General features: G+C 70.3%; 13 protein-coding genes. 9 read left to right on the forward strand and 4 right to left on the reverse strand.

Going from position 1 to position 17955, the window contains the following annotated elements; genetic code table 11:
- The first annotated feature begins 43 nt into the window (after positions 1 to 43).
- From lysX to ACZ52R_RS00310, 6 genes are all read left to right on the forward strand, one after another.
- Positions 44 to 1600 carry a bifunctional lysylphosphatidylglycerol synthetase/lysine--tRNA ligase LysX gene (lysX, locus tag ACZ52R_RS00285; protein ID WP_360495738.1) on the forward strand — a complete coding sequence of 519 codons (1557 nt, stop codon included), beginning with the start codon at positions 44 to 46 and terminating at the stop codon, positions 1598 to 1600.
- Positions 1601 to 1858: 258 nt separating this feature from the next.
- Positions 1859 to 2341 carry a BlaI/MecI/CopY family transcriptional regulator gene (locus tag ACZ52R_RS00290; RefSeq protein ID WP_465615940.1) on the forward strand — a complete coding sequence of 161 codons (483 nt, stop codon included), beginning with the start codon at positions 1859 to 1861 and terminating at the stop codon, positions 2339 to 2341.
- A 9-nt stretch (positions 2342 to 2350) separates the two neighbouring features.
- A complete protein-coding gene (locus ACZ52R_RS00295; RefSeq protein WP_465615938.1) occupies positions 2351 to 2887 on the forward strand; it encodes an amino-acid N-acetyltransferase in 537 nt (178 codons plus the stop codon).
- A 91-nt stretch (positions 2888 to 2978) separates the two neighbouring features.
- Positions 2979 to 3329: a histone-like nucleoid-structuring protein Lsr2 gene (locus ACZ52R_RS00300; RefSeq protein ID WP_360495746.1), complete on the forward strand. Its 351-nt coding sequence runs from the start codon at positions 2979 to 2981 to the stop codon at positions 3327 to 3329.
- A gap of 662 nt (positions 3330 to 3991) precedes the next feature.
- Positions 3992 to 6511 carry an ATP-dependent Clp protease ATP-binding subunit gene (locus tag ACZ52R_RS00305; protein WP_360495749.1) on the forward strand — a complete coding sequence of 840 codons (2520 nt, stop codon included), beginning with the start codon at positions 3992 to 3994 and terminating at the stop codon, positions 6509 to 6511.
- Between the two features lie 343 nt (positions 6512 to 6854).
- The gene (locus tag ACZ52R_RS00310) at positions 6855 to 9203 is read left to right on the forward strand and encodes an immune inhibitor A domain-containing protein (RefSeq protein WP_465615935.1); all 2349 of its coding nucleotides are present in this window, start codon (positions 6855 to 6857) and stop codon (positions 9201 to 9203) included.
- A gap of 161 nt (positions 9204 to 9364) precedes the next feature.
- Here ACZ52R_RS00310 and ACZ52R_RS00315 read toward each other — a convergent pair whose 3' ends face one another.
- A complete protein-coding gene (locus tag ACZ52R_RS00315) occupies positions 9365 to 10558 on the reverse strand; it encodes a threonine aldolase family protein (RefSeq protein WP_465615933.1) in 1194 nt (397 codons plus the stop codon).
- A gap of 358 nt (positions 10559 to 10916) precedes the next feature.
- Between ACZ52R_RS00315 and ACZ52R_RS00320 the strand changes: the two genes are divergently transcribed.
- Complete coding sequence (locus tag ACZ52R_RS00320) at positions 10917 to 11843, forward strand: M23 family metallopeptidase (RefSeq protein WP_465615931.1); 927 nt, start codon at positions 10917 to 10919, stop codon at positions 11841 to 11843.
- Positions 11844 to 11853: 10 nt separating this feature from the next.
- On the opposite strand, the gene ACZ52R_RS00325 is transcribed toward ACZ52R_RS00320, so the two are convergent.
- Complete coding sequence (locus ACZ52R_RS00325) at positions 11854 to 12549, reverse strand: TetR/AcrR family transcriptional regulator (RefSeq protein WP_465615929.1); 696 nt, start codon at positions 12547 to 12549, stop codon at positions 11854 to 11856.
- Between the two features lie 225 nt (positions 12550 to 12774).
- Here ACZ52R_RS00325 and ACZ52R_RS00330 point away from each other — a divergent pair, with 225 nt between their 5' ends.
- On the forward strand, positions 12775 to 14370 hold the full coding sequence (locus ACZ52R_RS00330; protein ID WP_465615927.1) for an MDR family MFS transporter: 1596 nt from the start codon (positions 12775 to 12777) through the stop codon (positions 14368 to 14370).
- Between the two features lie 63 nt (positions 14371 to 14433).
- On the opposite strand, the gene ACZ52R_RS00335 is transcribed toward ACZ52R_RS00330, so the two are convergent.
- On the reverse strand, positions 14434 to 15360 hold the full coding sequence (locus tag ACZ52R_RS00335) for an HhH-GPD family protein (protein ID WP_465615925.1): 927 nt from the start codon (positions 15358 to 15360) through the stop codon (positions 14434 to 14436).
- Between the two features lie 237 nt (positions 15361 to 15597).
- Between ACZ52R_RS00335 and ACZ52R_RS00340 the strand changes: the two genes are divergently transcribed.
- Positions 15598 to 16479, forward strand: coding sequence for a hypothetical protein (locus ACZ52R_RS00340; RefSeq protein ID WP_465615923.1), 882 nt, complete (start codon positions 15598 to 15600; stop codon positions 16477 to 16479).
- 216 nt (positions 16480 to 16695) lie between these two features.
- Here ACZ52R_RS00340 and disA read toward each other — a convergent pair whose 3' ends face one another.
- Positions 16696 to 17754, reverse strand: coding sequence for a DNA integrity scanning diadenylate cyclase DisA (gene disA, locus ACZ52R_RS00345; protein WP_360496087.1), 1059 nt, complete (start codon positions 17752 to 17754; stop codon positions 16696 to 16698).
- Positions 17755 to 17955: the final 201 nt, after the last annotated feature.

Here is a 17955-nt window from a genome sequence, read left to right on the forward strand (position 1 = left end):
GTCCCGTCACGGAGCACCGTGTGTGGCTGGCTACCCTTGTGGGGTGAGCGATCAGAGTCTTGTTCCCGCGACCGACGACCTTCCCGAGCAGATGCGCGTCCGGCGCGAGAAGCTGGACCGGCTCCGGGCGGCCGGCGTCGACCCGTACCCGGTCGGATTCCCCCGCACCAGCACCATTGCGGACCTGCGTGCCAAGCACCCGGACCTGGAGCCGGACACCGCGACCGGCGAGCGGGCCGGCATCACCGGGCGGGTGATCCTCTCCCGCACCGGTGGCAAGCTGTGCTTCGCCACCCTGCGCGACGGCACCGGCGACCTGCAGGTGATGCTCTCCCTGGACAAGCTGGGCGCGGAGCGGCTGGCGGCCTGGAAGGCCGACATCGACCTCGGCGACCAGGTCGGCGTCGAGGGCGAGGTGATCACCTCCAAGCGCGGCGAGCTGTCCGTGATGGTGGACCGCTGGGAGCTCACCGCCAAGTGCCTGCGCCCGCTGCCGGACAAGCACAAGGGCCTGACCGACCCGGAGGCCCGGGTCCGCCAGCGCTACGTGGACCTGATCGTCAACCCCGAGGCCCGCGAGATCCTGCACCTGCGCAGCCGCGTGGTCCGCTCGATCCGCCGCACCTACGAGGACCGCGGCTACATCGAGGTCGAGACCCCGATGCTGCAGCCGGTGCACGGCGGCGCCAACGCGCGTCCGTTCAAGACGCACATCAACGCGTACGACATCGACCTCTACATGCGCATCGCCCCCGAGCTGTACCTCAAGCGGCTGGTGGTCGGCGGCGCCGAGAAGGTCTTCGAGATCAACCGCAACTTCCGCAACGAGGGCGCGGACTCCACCCACAACCCGGAGTTCACCTCGCTGGAGTCGTACGAGGCCTACGGCGACTACGACACCCAGGCCGAGCTGATCCGCGAGACGATCGTCAACGCGGCCCGGGACGCACTGGGCACCACGGTGATCAAGGGCGTGGACGCCCACGGCGTCGAGCACGAGATCGACCTGGCCGAGCCGTGGGAGGAGGTCAGCGTCTACCCGGGCATCTCCGCCCGCCTGGGCGCCGAGGTCACCCCGGAGACCGGCGTCGAGGAGCTGCGCAAGCTGGCCGCCGAGCACGGCATCCCGTTCGAGAAGGACTGGGGCCACGGCCAGATCGTCCTGGAGATGGTCGAGCGTCTGCTGGAGGAGAACGCCGTCCGGCCGACCTTCATCAAGGACTACCCGACCGAGGTCTCCCCGCTGACCCGCCAGCACCGCTCGATCCCGGGCGTGGCCGAGAAGTGGGACCTGGTGATCTTCGGTACCGAGATCGGCACCGCCTACTCCGAGCTGGTCGACCCGGTCGAGCAGCGCGCCCGCCTCACCGCCCAGTCCCTGCTGGCGGCCGGCGGCGACGTCGAGGCGATGCAGGTGGACGAGGACTTCCTGCGCGCCCTGGAGTACGCGATGCCCCCGACCGGTGGCCTCGGCCTCGGCGTGGACCGCCTGATCATGCTGCTGACCGGCAAGAACATCCGGGAGACCGTGCTCTTCCCGCTGGTGAAGCCGGAGCCGAAGGCTGCCGCCGCGACGGCGGAGAAGACCGAGGAGGAGTGACCTGATGGACTACGTCAGCGCGATCGTGCCGCCGCTGGTCATGGCGATCGGTTTCGGGTTCCTGGTGCGGGCCATCGTCCGCAGCCAGGGCGGGAGCCAGCGGGCCAAGGAAGACTTCGACTGATCCCCCGGGGTCCCGGACGGTTCCGGGCCCCGGACGACCGGCGCGCCGCCATTCCCGATTCCCCGGGGTGGCGGCGCGCCGGTTTGGTGCACTTCACAAGATTTGCCCCAATCACTCCCTATCCTGGCCGCACTATGGTCCGGCAACTCGGCGAACTTGAGAACGCCATCATGACCCGGGTGTGGCAGTGGAACCGACCGGTGACGGTTCGCGAGGTTCTCCTGGATCTGCGGTCGGAACGCGAAATCGCGTACACCACGGTGATGACCGTCCTGGACAAGCTCCACAGAAAGGGCTGGCTGCGCCGCGAGCGGGTCGGCCGGGCCTATCGATATGAACCGGTCTCCTCACGTGAGGCGTACACGGCGGCCCTGATGAACGACGCCTGGGCCACCAGTGACAATCCGGCGGCCGCCCTGGTGCACTTCTTCGGCCTGATGTCGCCCGAGCAACGCGAGGCACTCCGGGACGCGCTGCGGGTCGCCGCGCTGTTCCCGGCCGATCCGCCGGGGGCCGATTCCCCGGCGGACGGGCCGGATACCGACGGGGCGGAAACCGGCGGACCCGATACCGGCGGACCGCATACCGGGGAGACCGCGCCGGGGCCGACGCGATAACGTCCCGCCATGGAGGTCACCATCCGCCGCGCACGGACCACGGACGTGCGGGCAGTACGCAGGCTCATCGACGCCTACTCGCGCGACGGCATTCTGCTGGACAAGCCCACTGTCACACTGTTCGAATCCGTCCAGGAGTTCTGGGTCGCGGAACGCGACGACAACGGCGCGGTGGTGGCCTGCGGCGCCCTGCACGTGATGTGGGAGGACCTCGCCGAGGTCCGGACACTCGCGGTGGATCCGGTCTGCCAGGGCTTCGGCATCGGGCATCTGCTGCTGGAGAAGCTGGTACAGACGGCGCGCTGGCTCGGCGTCCGTCGGATTTTCTGCTTGACGTTCGAGGTCGCGTTCTTCGCGAAACACGGTTTCGTCGAGATCGGGGAGCTCCAGGAAACCGATGATGGTACGACAGACCCGGCGGCGATCGCTACGGATGTCTATGAAGAACTCCTCCGCTCGTACGATGAAGGCGTCGCCGAGTTCCTTGACCTGGAGCGGGTGAAGCCCAACACACTGGGCAACTCGCGCATGCTGCTGCACCTCTGAGCGGCTCCGCCGGGGTCAAGGGTTTGTGTTTTCCGGAGAAAAGCGCTTTCCTTTCCTTAGGCAATGGGTCGTTTAGCGGAAAGGGAAGCCCGTGGCACAGAGGGTGCAGGTCATTCTTGAAGACGATCTCGACGGTGGTTCGGCGGACGAGACGGTGACGTTCGCGCTCGACGGCGTTGCCTACGAGATCGACCTGAAGAGCGCCAACGCGGACAAGCTCCGCGGTCTGCTGGCGCCGTACGTGGAGAAGGGCCGCAAGCAGAGCGGCCGGCTCGCAGGCCCCCGCCGCCCGGGCCGCGGCACGGCCCAGCGCCCCTCCGGCAGCGCTCCGGACACCGCGAAGGTGCGCGCGTGGGCCAAGGAGCAGGGCATGGATGTCAACGACCGCGGCCGCGTGCCGAGCACGGTCCGCGAGGCCTACGACAAGGCCAACGCGGCCTGACCCCGGCGCTGCCGGCACGCCGGAGCGGGTGCGGGGCCCCGGCGGCTGTGCACGGCGTCGACGACACACGCGCGGGGCGCGGAGGAGACTCCTCCGCGCCCCGCAGCGCGTGCCCGAACGACCGGGGCGCCGCCGGTGCCGGGCCCGGTCCCGGGGGACGTCCGGGGGTCGGACTCGGGCGGCGGAACAATCACGAGCTGTGCAACGCTGTAGGGGCGAAGCGGTAACGCGGACACCACCGGGATGGCGTACCGACCACCTGGGCCTCCGTTGAACCACCGTCACCACGGCCCGACTTCTCGCCAGGCGAACACCGCCACCGCGGAAACTGCGCGAGAACCGCCCCGATACCGGGTATGAATGCAGGTGGACGGGTTCTGCGCCCGTCCAGGGGCAGTATGCGTGACCGGCCGGAGGGAGTCCGACCGCGTCCGGCGGCGCTTGTTCGCCGATGGCGTAGCGGATTCCGGTGCATCCGGCCCACCAGTGGGAACACCGAATCCCAGCATCAGGTTGGGATTGGTGTCGGCTGGTCGCGCAGCATCTCGCTCCTCTACCGGGGAGTGAATCCGTGGGCCGCGCCGCTGAGCGGGACTAGCATGCGGAAGGACAGGGCGGGGACGGACCCCGAACTGCCCGACCGCTCTGAGGAGCGATAAACGATGTTCGAGAGGTTCACCGACCGCGCGCGGCGGGTTGTCGTCCTGGCTCAGGAAGAAGCCCGGATGCTCAACCACAACTACATCGGCACCGAGCACATCCTCCTGGGTCTGATCCACGAGGGCGAGGGCGTCGCCGCCAAGGCCCTGGAGAGCCTCGGGATTTCTCTTGAGGCCGTTCGCCAGCAGGTCGAGGAGATCATCGGCCAGGGCCAGCAGGCCCCGTCCGGTCACATTCCCTTCACCCCCCGGGCGAAGAAGGTCCTGGAGCTGTCGCTCCGAGAGGCCCTGCAGCTCGGCCACAACTACATCGGCACCGAGCACATCCTGCTCGGCCTGATCCGCGAGGGCGAGGGCGTCGCCGCCCAGGTCCTGGTCAAGCTGGGTGCCGACCTCAACCGGGTGCGCCAGCAGGTCATCCAGCTGCTCTCCGGTTACCAGACCAGCGGCGGCAAGGAGTCGGCCACGGCCGGCGGGCCCGCCGAGGGCACCCCGTCGACCTCGCTGGTCCTGGACCAGTTCGGCCGCAACCTCACCCAGGCCGCCCGCGAGGCCAAGCTCGACCCGGTCATCGGGCGCGAGAAGGAGATCGAGCGGGTCATGCAGGTGCTGTCCCGCCGCACCAAGAACAACCCGGTGCTGATCGGTGAGCCCGGCGTCGGCAAGACCGCCGTGGTCGAGGGCCTGGCGCAGGCGATCGTCAAGGGCGAGGTCCCGGAGACGCTCAAGGACAAGCAGCTCTACACGCTGGACCTGGGCGCCCTGGTGGCCGGCTCGCGCTACCGCGGTGACTTCGAGGAGCGCCTGAAGAAGGTGCTCAAGGAGATCCGCACCCGCGGCGACATCATCCTGTTCATCGACGAGCTGCACACCCTGGTCGGCGCGGGCGCCGCCGAGGGCGCCATCGACGCCGCCAGCATCCTCAAGCCGATGCTGGCCCGCGGCGAGCTGCAGACCATCGGTGCCACCACCCTGGACGAGTACCGCAAGCACCTGGAGAAGGACGCCGCGCTGGAGCGCCGCTTCCAGCCGATCCAGGTCGCGGAGCCCTCGCTGCCGCACACCATCGAGATCCTCAAGGGCCTGCGCGACCGCTACGAGGCCCACCACCGGGTCTCCATCACGGACGCCGCCCTGGTCGCCGCCGCCACCCTGGCCGACCGGTACATCTCGGACCGCTTCCTGCCGGACAAGGCGATCGACCTGATCGACGAGGCCGGCTCCCGAATGCGCATCCGCCGGATGACCGCGCCGCCGGACCTGCGCGAGTTCGACGAGAAGATCGCCGACGTGCGCCGCGAGAAGGAGAGCGCGATCGACGCGCAGGACTTCGAGAAGGCCGCGTCCCTGCGCGACGACGAGAAGCAGCTCCTGCAGGCCAAGGCCAAGCGCGAGAAGGAGTGGAAGGCCGGCGACATGGACGTCGTCGCGGAGGTCAACGAGGAGCTCATCGCCGAGGTCCTGGCCACCGCCACCGGCATCCCGGTCTTCAAGCTGACCGAGGAGGAGACCTCGCGTCTGCTGCGCATGGAGGACGAGCTGCACAAGCGCGTCATCGGCCAGAAGGACGCCATCAAGGCGCTCTCCCAGGCCATCCGACGCACCCGTGCGGGCCTCAAGGACCCGAAGCGCCCCGGCGGTTCGTTCATCTTCGCCGGCCCGTCCGGCGTCGGTAAGACCGAGCTGTCCAAGACGCTGGCGGAGTTCCTCTTCGGCGACGAGGACGCGCTGATCGCGCTCGACATGTCCGAGTTCTCCGAGAAGCACACCGTCTCCCGGCTGTTCGGCTCCCCGCCCGGCTACGTGGGCTACGAGGAGGGCGGCCAGCTGACCGAGAAGGTCCGCCGCAAGCCGTTCTCGGTCGTCCTCTTCGACGAGGTCGAGAAGGCCCACCCGGACATCTTCAACTCGCTGCTGCAGATCCTGGAGGACGGTCGCCTGACCGACTCCCAGGGCCGGGTGGTCGACTTCAAGAACACCGTCATCATCATGACGACCAACCTCGGCACCCGGGACATCTCCAAGGGCTTCAACCTGGGCTTCGCGGCCACGGGTGACACCCAGAGCGGGTACGAGCGGATGAAGGCGAAGGTCGGCGAGGAGCTCAAGCAGCACTTCCGCCCCGAGTTCCTGAACCGTGTCGACGACATCGTCGTGTTCCACCAGCTGTCCGAGGAAGACATCATCCAGATCGTCGACCTCATGATCGACAAGGTGGACGAGCGACTCAAGGACAAGGACATGGACCTCGAGCTCAGCGTCGAGGCCAAGAAGCTGCTGGCCAAGCGCGGCTACGACCCGATCCTGGGTGCCCGTCCGCTGCGCCGCACCATCCAGCGCGAGATCGAGGACCACCTCTCCGAGAAGATCCTCTTCGGGGAGCTGCGGGCCGGCCACATCGTCGTCGTCGACGTCGAGGGTGAGGGCAAGGAGGCCAAGTTCACCTTCCGCGGCGAGGAGAAGTCGGCCGTCGCGGACACCCCGGCCGCGGTCGCCTCGTCCGGTCCCGACCTGACGAAGTAGCCCAACTTTTAACAGACAACTTCACAGCAACCGAGCCCCCGGCGTTCGCGCCGGGGGCTCGGTGCGTTCCGCCCCGCCGAAGCGGGTGCCACCACCGGCCGGAGCGGGCGGCCCCCGGGCTGGTTAGTACGGATGCGCTCGATTTCTCAGGCAGGTTTAACGAACATACGGTTGACAGATGGTCAGCTGACGGGAAGTCGCGGAGCATAGCGCCGTGGCCATGTCATGGTCAAGGTCTATCTTTTTTGTGCACGCTTGTATCAAATGACGTCCACCTGTCTTTCATTTTGGTTTGCCGGGCTTTGGCTAAGAGCTGGCCCCGGTCGGGGAGGACGTCACACCGTTGAAGAACACCAGGAGAACCGCTGCGGCCGCGACGGCCGCGGCGGTCATAGTCGCGCTCGGCGCGGGTCTTTTCCCGAGCACCGCCGTCGCCGCCGGCTCGGCCCCCGTGCCGAAGGACCCGGCTGATGCCGTCCAGTCGAACACCGAGCACAACATCCCGGGCCCGTTGACCGCGAAGGTGGAGGCCGAGCAGAAGGCCGCCACCGAGCAGGTGCTCAACGGCACCGCCCAGGTCGAGCAGCACAACGGCAGCACCAGCGTGAAGCTCGGCAAGGACAAGTACGTGGAGCTCGCCCGCGAGCGCACGGACAAGATCTTCACGATCCTCGTCGACTTCGGCGACCAGGTCGACAACACCACCAAGACCGCCGACGGCAAGGTCAAGTACGGTGGCGAGGCCGGCCCCAAGCACAACGAGATCGCGGCGCCGGATCGCGCCACGAACAACTCGACCGCCTGGCAGGCCGACTACAACCAGCAGCACTACCAGGAGCTGTACTTCTCCAAGGACAAGCCCTCGCTGAAGACCTTCTACGAGAAGCAGTCCTCGGGCCGCTACTCGGTCGACGGCGTGGTCTCGGACTGGGTCCGGGTGCCGTGGAACGAGGCCCGGTACGGCTCCGACTACTGCGGCTCCAACGTCTGCGCCAGCGCCCAGGACCTGATCCGCGACGCCGTGGACATCTGGTACAAGGACCAGCTGGCCAAGGGTCAGACCGACGCGCAGATCAAGGCGACGCTGGCCCAGTACGACCAGTGGGACCGCTACGGTTCGCACCACGACGGGAACTTCAACCAGCCCGACGGGTACATCGACCACTTCCAGATCGTGCACGCCGGTGAGGACAAGTCGGCCGGTGGCGGCAAGCAGGGCACCAAGGCCCTGTGGGCCCACCGCTCTTACGTCTACGGCAACCTGACGGGCCAGGCCGGCCCCGAGGGCAACAAGCTCGGTGGCGTCCAGGTCGGCAGCTCCGGCCTCTGGATCGGCGACTACACGATGCAGCCGGAGAACGGCGGCCTCGGCGTCTTCGCCCACGAGTACGGCCACGACCTCGGTCTGCCGGACCTCTACGACACCGCCGGCAAGGGCATCGACAACTCGGTCGGCTTCTGGTCGCTGATGTCCTCCGGTTCCTGGCTCGGCGAGGGCAAGGACAGCATCGGCGACATGCCGAACGACCTCGACGCCTGGAGCAAGTACCAGCTCGGTTGGCTGAAGGTCGACCGCGCCAAGGCGGGCACCGAGTCGACGCACCACATCGGCCCGGTGGAGTACAACACCAACCTGCCGCAGGCGCTCCTCGTCGACCTGCCGAAGAAGAGCATCACCACCGACATCAACAAGCCGTTCGCGGGCGGCAACGAGTGGTGGAGCGGCAGCGCCGACAACCTCAACGTCACGCTCACCCGTGAGCTCGACCTGACCGGCAAGACCAAGGCCAGCATCAACGCCAAGGCCTGGTACGAGCTGGAGCCGGACTTCGACTACGCCTTCGGCGAGGTCTCCACCGACGGTGGCAAGACCTGGACCGTCGTGGACGGCACCTGGAACGGCGCCCCGCTCCCCAAGGAGAACGGCCGCCCGGCCGTCAACGGCCTCGCCGCCGCCTGGGGCGACCTGTCCTTCAACCTGGACGCCTACGCCGGCCAGAAGGTCCAGTTCCGCTACCACAACACCACTGACGGCGGCCTGCACTACCGCGGCTTCGCGGTGGACAACGTCTCGGTGACCGCCGACGGCGCCACCGTGTTCAGCGACGACGTGGAGAACGGTGTCAACGGCTGGGCCGCCACCGGCTTCACCCGCTTCGGCGGCTCGTACACCAAGGACTACGCGCAGTACTACATCGCGGAGAACAAGCAGTACGTGTCGTTCGACCAGACGCTGAAGACCGGCCCGTACAACTTCGGCTTCGCCGACAAGCCGGGCTGGGTCGAGCACTACGCGTACCAGCCCGGTCTGCTGATCTGGTACTGGGACGCGTCGCAGACCGACAACAACGTCAGCGCCCACCCGGGCCACGGCCTGGTCCTGCCGGTCGACTCGCACCCGACCCCGGTCAAGTGGAGCGATGGCAGCCTGATGCGTCCGCGCGTGCAGGGCGCCGACTCCACCTTCGGCTCGCGCCGCGTCCCCGCGCTGACCCTGCACAAGGCCGGCGTCGAGACCGTCATCCCGAAGGCGAAGGGCGTCGACGAGTTCAACGACCTGAAGTCGTGGTGGTCCAAGGACAACCCGTACAGCGGTGTGGACGTGCCGAAGACCGGCACCAGCATCGAGGTCGAGAACGAGTCCTCGAACTACCTGGAGACCTGGATCCGGGTCCGTCCGGTCGACAACTGATCGAGCCCGTAGCGATCAGCCTGTGACCAGGCAGCTCTGACAACTCCACGTCCGGCCCGTCCCCGCATCGCGCGGGGGCGGGCCGGACGCTTTGCCGGGCCCTGCCGGTTACCGGGCCCTGTCGGTCCGTCGGTCAGGCCCTGCCGGTCAGGTGCTGTCGGTCAGGTGCTGTCGGCCTTGTGGACGGCGGGCAACCGGTCCAGGAAGGCGGCCGCCGCCACCTCGACGTCGGTGCCCGTCCAGTCCAGGGCGGGTGAGGCGACCGTGACCTCGGTCATCGCCAGGCCCGGCAGCTCGCGCTCGCGCCAGGCGCCGAACAGCCCGATCCCGGTCTCCTCGGCCAGCGCCAGCGAGACCTCCTCCAACTCCTCGGCCGGGTACGGCAACCAGAGCCGGAACTGGTGGGTGTGCGGCGGGGCCGGGTGCACCTGGGCACCGGGGACGGCGGCGAAGGCCCGGGCCAGCGCCTCGGCGACCGTCCGGGCGTGCGACACGTACCGTTCCAGCAGCGGCAGTTCGCGCTCCAGCCCGGCCAACGCGGCCAGCGCGAACGGCCACTGCTGGAAGAGCTGCCCGCCGTAACGGTGCCGCCAGGCCCTGGCGGTCCGGACGAAGCCGGCCGGACCGGCCAGCGCGGCGCCGCTGATCCCGCCGAGCGTCTTGTAGAAGGAGACGTAGACGGAGTCGGCCAGGGCGACGACCTCCGGCAGCGGACGGCCGAGGGCGACGGCGGACTCCCAGATCCGGGCGCCGTCCAGGTGCAGCGCCGCACCGTGCTCTTCCCGCACCACCGCGGCCAGGGCCCGCAGCCGCTCCCAGTCGGGCAGCACGAACCCGGCGTCGCGTAGCGGCAGTTCCAGGCTCAGCGCGGCGTACGGCTCGTCCAGGGCGCGCAGCTCCGCGGCGGTGGGCTGGCGCGGCGCGGTGGTCGGCCAGACGCTGCGCAGACCGGTGAGGACGCCGAGCGCGTGCCGTTCGTGCCGGTCGGTGTGGGCCAGCGGGTGGGTGGCGACGGTGGGCAGCCCGGCGGCCTCGGCGTGGATCCGCAGGGCGATCTGCTGGGCCATCGTGCCGGTCGGGAAGAAGGCCGCGTCCTCGGTGCCGAGCAGCCCGGCGACCCGGAGTTCCAGGGCGCGGACCACGCCGTCCCCGTACTGGTCCGGCCGGCGGTCCAGGCCGGGGGCGGCCCCGGCCGCCTCCGACAGCGGGTCGGCCAGGGCGGCGAGGCGTTCGCGGATGGTCTGCGGCCGGGCGCCGGACAGGATGCGCTCGCAGCCGCGCAGGGCGGCGAAGCGGCGGTCCGCCGGGTTCTGGCGGTCACTGGCGTCGGGGTCTTCGCTCCTGTTGCCATACATGGGTCGATGGTCCCGCAGCGGGCCGGGCCGGTCAGCGGTGCGGACGGAAGCGGTCCGAGCCCGTCAAACCCCGGCCGCGCGTGGGCCTGGTCACAGGCCTCCGGCCCGGTACGACCGAGGGTAGTAGTTGGTCGGGTCGGGCCCGCGAGCCACCCCGAAGCGGCGGTGGGCGACCGGATCTCATGATCGTCACCCCGTCGGTTCGAACATCCGGCGCCACGCCGACTACACGCGGTAGTACGTCACACGGTTTGGGAGTCCGTTCGGTGGCGGTTACACCTGAGTGGTCCCCCGCTCAGCACGCGCCCGAACGGGTCTCTCGTGCTGCCCTCGTACAACCCGTGAGGTACGGCCACCGATGTCCACCGTCCCGCCCGTGGGGCCGGCCCTGCGCCGGCTCGCCGCCCGAACGGCGGCCCAGGCGGCGGCCTGGCAGCCCCGACTCGGCCACGCCGTCCGCACCCACGCCGCTCCGCTGCGCACGCTCGCCACGCCCCGGCACACCACCCTGCCGGGCAGCCGTCAGCGGGCCGAGCACGACCACGCGCTGATCTCGGTCGGGGCGGCCGCCACACTGCTCGCCGGCGTGCTGCTGGTGGCCGCGCCCGGCAGCGCCTCGGCGCAGACCGTACTGCCCACCACGCCGGGCAGCTCGGCCTTCACCGCCCCGCGGGCGGAGGTGCCCAACGCGGGGCTGGTCCAGGTGGCCGGGCCCAGCCCGTACAAGCTGCCCGAGGACGGCGACACGGCCCAGCAGTTCGTGGCGGTGGCGGTCAACCTGCTGCCGCTCGAGCCGCCCGCCCCGGCCGCGGAGCCGGAGCCCGCCGCCGCGCCGGCGCCCGAACCCGAGGCCGCACCCGCGGCCGCCCCCGCACCCGAGTGGTCGGCGCCGGTGCCGAACGCGCCGACCAGCAACCCGTACGGGGTGGCCAACCGCGGGTACGCGGCCGGGTACCACACCGGGGTGGACTTCGCGGTCTCCCCGGGCACGCCGCTGCTGGCGGTCGGCAACGCGACCGTGGTGTCGGCCGGTTGGGACGGCGCGTACGGCAAGGAGGTCGTCCTGCGGCTCGCGGACGGGCACTTCGCGCAGTACGCGCACCTGTCCTCGCTCGCGGTCTCGGCGGGCCAGCAGGTGTCGGCCGGCCAGCGGATCGGGCTGTCCGGGAGCACCGGCAACTCGACCGGGCCGCACCTGCACTTCGAGATCCGCACCAGCAACCGCTACGGCGCGGTGGTCAATCCGCTCGCGTACCTCGCGGGGCACGGCGTCACGGACTTCTGACCGCCCGCCACTAGCGGACGGGCTCCGGCGCGGGTGCGGGCGGTGCCGGGGCAGGCGCGGGGACGGGGGCCGGGGCGGCCGGTGCCGGGTGACTGATCCGGCCGCCGATCTCCAGCGCGACGTCCCGGGCCGCGCCGATCGCCTCGTCCAACGTGGCCGCCGTCTCCAGCGGCTCGCCCCAGACGTTCTCGGCGTGAGCGCAGTCCGGGGCGTTGTCCTGCTTGAGCAGGAACAGCGCCGAGTGGACGGTGAACAGTGCCATCGCGGCCCGCAGCCGGTCCGGGAAGTCCGCCTCCGGCCCGTGCACCAGCTGGATCATGGTGACCATGCGGTCCCGGAAGGCCAGCCCGGCCGGGGACTCCCGCAGCGCGGGCTGGTTCTCGTGGAAGAAGCGCAGCAGCGGGGCCCGCTCGGCCATCCCGTCCGCGAAGCGGCGGATCAGCTCGTCCCGCATCTCCGGGCTCCAGGACTGCTTGCGACCCCACTCGATGGTCTCGTCGATCGGCGCGGCCATCCGCTCGACGATGCCCAGGACGATGTCGTCCTTGGTCTTGAAGTGGTAGTAGAGGGCGGCCTTGGTCACACTCAGGCGGTCGGCGATCTCGCGCAGTGAGGTCTGCTCGTAGCCATGCTCGGAGAAGAGCTCCAGTGACACCTCGATGATGCGAGCCCGGGTGTCGCTGCGGGGGCTGTGCGGAGTGCCCATGGCCTGCCTCATGACTGCGTCGGTGACTGCTGCGGACTCCCGGGTGGCGTCCGCCCCGGGCACCATTCTCCCTGCCCAGGTGGCCGGTTCGAAAACTGGCTTGACGACCGGCTAGTAAACAACTTACCGTGCCGACGATCGATAAAACTAGCCGGGCGACAAGTAAGTGAGCCGCCGCACGGCCCGACGCTCCGTCCGAACCACCCCTCCGGGAGACACCACCTCATGTCACAGTCCAAGACCGCCGGCCCGGTACCGGAGGACAAGACGGCCGAGGAGGAGCAGCCGCGGTCGCCCCGCGAGATCCGCCTCGTGATGATCGGCCTGGTCGTCACCATGCTGCTCGCCATGCTCGACAACCTGATCGTCGGTACCGCGATGCCGACCATCGTCGGCGATCTCGGCGGCGCCGAGCACCTGTCCTGGGTGGTCACCGCGTACACCCTGGCCACCGCCGCCTCGACCCCGATCTGGGGCAAGCTCGGCGACATGTACGGCCGCAAGGGCACCTTCCTCACCTCGATCGTGATCTTCCTGGTGGGGTCGGCGCTGTCCGGCCTGTCGCAGAACATGAACGAGCTGATCGGCTTCCGCGCCGTGCAGGGCCTGGGCGCCGGCGGTCTGATGGTCGGCGTCATGTCGATCATGGGCGCGCTGGTCCCGCCGCGCGACCGCGGCAAGTACCAGGGCATGTTCGCCGCGGTGATGGCCCTCGCCACCATCGGCGGCCCGCTGGTCGGCGGCTTCATCACCGACCACCTGAGCTGGCACTGGACCTTCTACATCAACCTGCCGCTCGGTGTGGTCGCGCTCGCCGTGGTCATCGTCACCCTGAAGCTGCCGAAGGTCCGCAGCACCGCCAAGATCGACTACCTCGGCGCGATCCTGCTCACCACCGGCATCACCTCGCTCGTGCTGATCACCACCTGGGGCGGCCAGCAGTACGCCTGGGGCTCCAAGCAGATCCTCGGCCTGGCCGCGCTCGCCGCCGCCTCGCTGATCGCCTTCTGCTACGTGGAGCAGCGGGTCGAGGAGCCGATGCTGCCGCTGAGCCTCTTCAAGAACCTGAACTTCACCCTGGTCTCGATCATCGGCTTCATCGTCGGCTTCGTGATGTTCGGCTCGACCGTCTTCCTGCCGCTCTACCAGCAGGTCGTCCAGGGCGCCTCGGCGACCAACTCCGGCCTGCTGCTGATGCCGATGATGTTCGGCATGCTGGTGATCTCGCTGGTGGTCGGCCAGGCGGTGACCAAGACCGGCAAGTACCGGATCTACCCGATCATCGGCACGATCGTGATGACCGGCGGCCTGGTCCTGCTCTCCACCATGGGCACCGGGACCAGCAGCTTCACCTCGGCCTGCTGGATGATCGTGCTCGGCGCCGGCATGGGCTTCCTGATGCAGATCACCATGCTGGTCGCGCAGAACAGCGTCGAGCTCAAGGACATGGGCGTGGCCAGCTCCACCGCCACCCTGTTCCGCACCATCGGCGGCTCCTTCGGTGTCGCGCTGTTCGGCGCGCTGTTCAACAACCGGGTGACCGACACCATGAAGGAGAAGCTCGGCGAGCAGGCCGCGGCGGGCGGTGGCGTGAAGGACCCGGGCCAGATGAGCCCGGCCGCCCTGCGCAAGCTCCCCGAGAACATCCAGGACGCCTACCACCACGCGGTGTCCAACGGCATGCACACCGTCTTCCTGGTGGGTGCCGGGGTCGCCGTGATCTCGATCGCCGCCGCGCTGTTCCTGCGCGAGGTGCCGCTGCGCGGGGCGGGCAAGGGCGAGAAGCCGGCCGAGGCCTCGCTGGAGGCGGCGGCCGTCTGACCGCCCCCGCTTCGAACGGCGCCCCGGGAGTTCCGCTCCCGGGGCGCCGTCGCGTTCCGGCGCCTACTGGGGAAGTCGGTAGACGCCCTGCTCGACGGGCTCGACCAGACCGTCCGCGACCAGGCCGTCCAGGGCCCGGGCCCGCTGCACGGCGTCCGGCCAGACCGCGTCCAGCCGGGCCTGCTCGACCTCGCCGTGCGCGTCGCGCAGCACCGCGAGCAGCTTGCCGCGCACCTGGCGGTCCGTCCCCTCGTAGGACTGGCCGCGCCGGGCCGGGCCCTCGTACGGCGGGCGGCCGGCCCGCTGCCAGGCACAGCCGGCGAACAGCGGACACTCCCCGCACTCCGGGCCGCGCGCGGTGCAGACCAGCGCGCCCAGCTCCATCACGCCGACCGCCCAGGTGGCGGCGGTCTCGGCGTCGTCGGGCAGCAGCGTGGTGGCGGTGCGGCGCTCGGCGGCGGTGGTGGCCTGGGCCGGGTACTCGACGCCGGTCACCGCGCGGGCGAACACCCGGCGCACGTTGGTGTCCAGCACCACGTGCCGCTGGCGGAAGGCGAAGGACGCGACCGCGGCGGCGGTGTACTCCCCCACGCCGGGCAGCGAGAGCAAGGTGGCGTGGTCGTCCGGGACCTCGCCGCCGTGCTCCTCGGTGATCGACACCGCGGCCGCGTGCAACCGCAGCGCGCGGCGCGGGTAGCCCAGTCGACCCCACATCCGGACCGCCTCGCCGGGCGCCTCGGCGGCGAGGTCGGCCGGGGTCGGCCAGCGGGTCAGCCAGGCCTCCCAGGCGGGCAGCACGCGCTTGACGGGGGTCTGCTGGAGCATGAACTCGCTCACCATGACCGCCCAGGGCGTCGCGTCGGGGGTCCGCCAGGGCAGATCGCGCTTGGTCGCCTCGTACCAGTCCAGGACGGTCGAGTGGAACAGCGGCAGGGGCATCGGGAGCCGGGCGGCTTCGGTGGCGGCAGCGGTGGCGGTGATGGCAGTCATGGCCCTTCGATCCTCCCATGCCCGCCGACCCGGTCGAAGTGGAGTCGGGACGGAGTCGACGTGGAGGAGAAGCGGCGTCGAATCGGAGGAAATTACTCCGGATCCCCCGGAGGATTTCCCGGAAATCAGCCCTCCGGGGCTCCCTCGAACGGATCAAATGGCGGATCATGTGAAGGAAGGGACGACTGTGCGGTGTTGGTGAGTCAAACGCCACACACAGTCTCGTAGAGTTTGATCGTGCCCTCTCTGCGTCAACCCGTGGGACCGCTGCCGGCCTCGATCTACTGGCGTCGGCGCGTCGTCGTGCTCGCCGCCGTCGCGGCGGTCATCGCCCTGATCGCCTGGCTGATGACCGATCAGGGCGGGGGCGGTGACGGCGGCTCACCGAGCAAGGCCGCCCAGGCCGTTCCGTCCCAGAACCAGACTCCGGCCCAGGCCATCACGCCCGGCGCCTCGCCGAGCGGCCCCGCGGCGCGCCCCGGCGGATCGGGCAACCCCGCCGGCGGCCCGGTGGCGGGCAGCGGCGGCACCGAGGTCAACCTCAGCGGCGGCGGCACCGGCGGAGCCAACCCGGCCCCCGCAGGCGGTTCCGGCGGCACGGGCGGTGGGGCCGGCGGCACCGGTGGCGGCGCGGCGGGCGGCTCCGGCGGCGGTGCGGCAGGCGGCTCCGGCGGCGCCCCGGCGTTCAACACCCCCGAGGTCATGGCACTTCCGGTCTGCGCCTCCTCGCAGGTCGCCCTGGAACTGGCCGGCGCCCAGAACTCGTACCAGCCCAAGGACAAGCCGCGGCTCGCCCTGACGGTCAAGAACTCCTCCGGCGCCAACTGCCGGGTGGACCTGGGCCGGGTCGCCTCCGCGATCACCGTGAGCGCCAGCAACGGCGACCGGGTCTGGTCCTCCGGCGACTGCCCGGCCGACAAGGGCAGCATCTGGGTGCAGCTGGCCGCGAACGGCAGCCAGACCGAGACCTTCACCTGGGACCGCAGCCGCAGCAAGCCCCAGTGCGCGACCGCGGACGCGGCGCCGCCGGCGAACGGCACCTACGTGGTGCTCGCCGAGCTCACCGGGCTCTCCGGGGACAAGGTCTCGGCGCGGGCCTCGATCCGGCTGGACAACTGAGGGACGGTCGACTCCCTCGGAGCCCCCCGGTCGCCGCGCGGCCGGGGGCTCCGGCGTTCCGGGCTCTTCCAATTCTTTCGGGCTTCGGGCTTCGGGCTTACGGGCTCCTTCGGGCTTGCCGGCTCTCAGGCTTGCGGCAAGGGCACCGGGCCGGGACGCGGGACGGCCCCCGGGGAAGCGTTTCCCCCGGGGGCCGTCCGCCGTTCGCGCGTCGGGTCAGACGTAGCGCTCCAGGATGGACGATTCGGCAAGGCGGGACAGGCCCTCGCGGACCGAACGGGCCCGGGTCTCGCCGACGCCCTCGACCGTCTGCAGGTCGTCGATGCTCGCGGCGAGCAGCTTCTGCAGGCCGCCGAAGTGCTCGACCAGGCGCTCTATCACCGTGTTGGGCAGCCGCGGGATCTTCGCCAGCAGGCGGTAGCCGCGCGGCGAGACGGCGGAGTCCAGCGACTCCGGCGTACCCGAGTAGCCGAGCGCCTTGGCGACGGTCTGCAGGTCCAGCAGCTCGGCGTGGGTGAGCGCCTCCAGGTCGGCCAGCACCTCGTTGACCGTCCGGCCCTTCTTGGCGGCCCGCTCCGGGAAGTAGTCCCGGGCGACCAGTTCGCGCTCCGGCTCCACGCCCGCGATCAGCTCGTCCAGCTGCAGCGAGAGCAGACGGCCGTCGATGCCGAGCTCCAGCACGTAGCCGGCGATCTCCGTGGCGATCAGCCGGACCATCTCCAGGCGCTGGGCCACGGCCGTCACGTCCCGGACCGTCACCAGGTCCTCGATCTCCAGCGCGGAGAGCGTGCCGGCCACCTCGTCCAGGCGCAGCTTGTAGCGCTCCAGGGTGGCCAGCGCCTGGTTGGCGCGGGACAGCACGGTGGTGGAGTCCTCCAGCACCCGGCGGGTGCCGTTGACGTACATCGCGATCAGCCGCATCGAGTGCGAGACCGCGACCACCGGGTAGCCGGTCTGCCGGTTGACCCGCTCGGCGGTGCGGTGGCGGGTACCGGTCTCGTCGGTCGGGATGGTCGAGTCCGGCATCAGGTGCACGCCGGCCCGGACGATCTTGGTGATGTCCTTGTCGAGCACCACCGCGCCGTCGAGCTTGCACAGCTCGCGCAGCCGGGTGGCGGTGAACTCGACGTCCAGGACGAAGCCACCGGTGCAGAGGGGCTCGACGGTCCTGTCGAAACCCAGCACGATCAGGCCACCGGTGTTGGCCCGCAGGACCCGCTCCAGGCCGTCACGCAACGCCGTGCCGGGCGCGATGGCGGTGAGGGAGGCACGCAGCAGGGCCTCCTCACGGGAGGCCTTGTCCGCCCCCCGGTCGCTGGCTGCCACGTGACTCCTCCGGTCGACCCCGTGCCGCGCGCCTCGCGCCGTGCGACGGTCCGCGGTCTGTTGCTCTGTCGCTCAGTACCGCTCGGTACTGCCTTCTGGCCAATGAGACTGGGGAAAGTCTAACTGTGTGTGGCTTCGGCAGGGCTTGGG

The organism is Kitasatospora sp. NPDC034023 (assembly GCF_055575795.1).

Coding starts and splice junctions, on each gene's coding strand:
- ACZ52R_RS00290 (WP_465615940.1), top strand. CDS start 1,859: ATGGTCCGGCAACTCGGCGAACTTGAGAACGCCATCATGACCCGGGTG.
- ACZ52R_RS00295 (WP_465615938.1), top strand. CDS start 2,351: ATGGAGGTCACCATCCGCCGCGCACGGACCACGGACGTGCGGGCAGTA.
- ACZ52R_RS00305 (WP_360495749.1), top strand. CDS start 3,992: ATGTTCGAGAGGTTCACCGACCGCGCGCGGCGGGTTGTCGTCCTGGCT.
- ACZ52R_RS00315 (WP_465615933.1), bottom strand. CDS start 10,558: ATGTATGGCAACAGGAGCGAAGACCCCGACGCCAGTGACCGCCAGAAC.
- ACZ52R_RS00320 (WP_465615931.1), top strand. CDS start 10,917: ATGTCCACCGTCCCGCCCGTGGGGCCGGCCCTGCGCCGGCTCGCCGCC.
- ACZ52R_RS00325 (WP_465615929.1), bottom strand. CDS start 12,549: ATGGGCACTCCGCACAGCCCCCGCAGCGACACCCGGGCTCGCATCATC.
- ACZ52R_RS00330 (WP_465615927.1), top strand. CDS start 12,775: ATGTCACAGTCCAAGACCGCCGGCCCGGTACCGGAGGACAAGACGGCC.
- ACZ52R_RS00335 (WP_465615925.1), bottom strand. CDS start 15,360: ATGACTGCCATCACCGCCACCGCTGCCGCCACCGAAGCCGCCCGGCTC.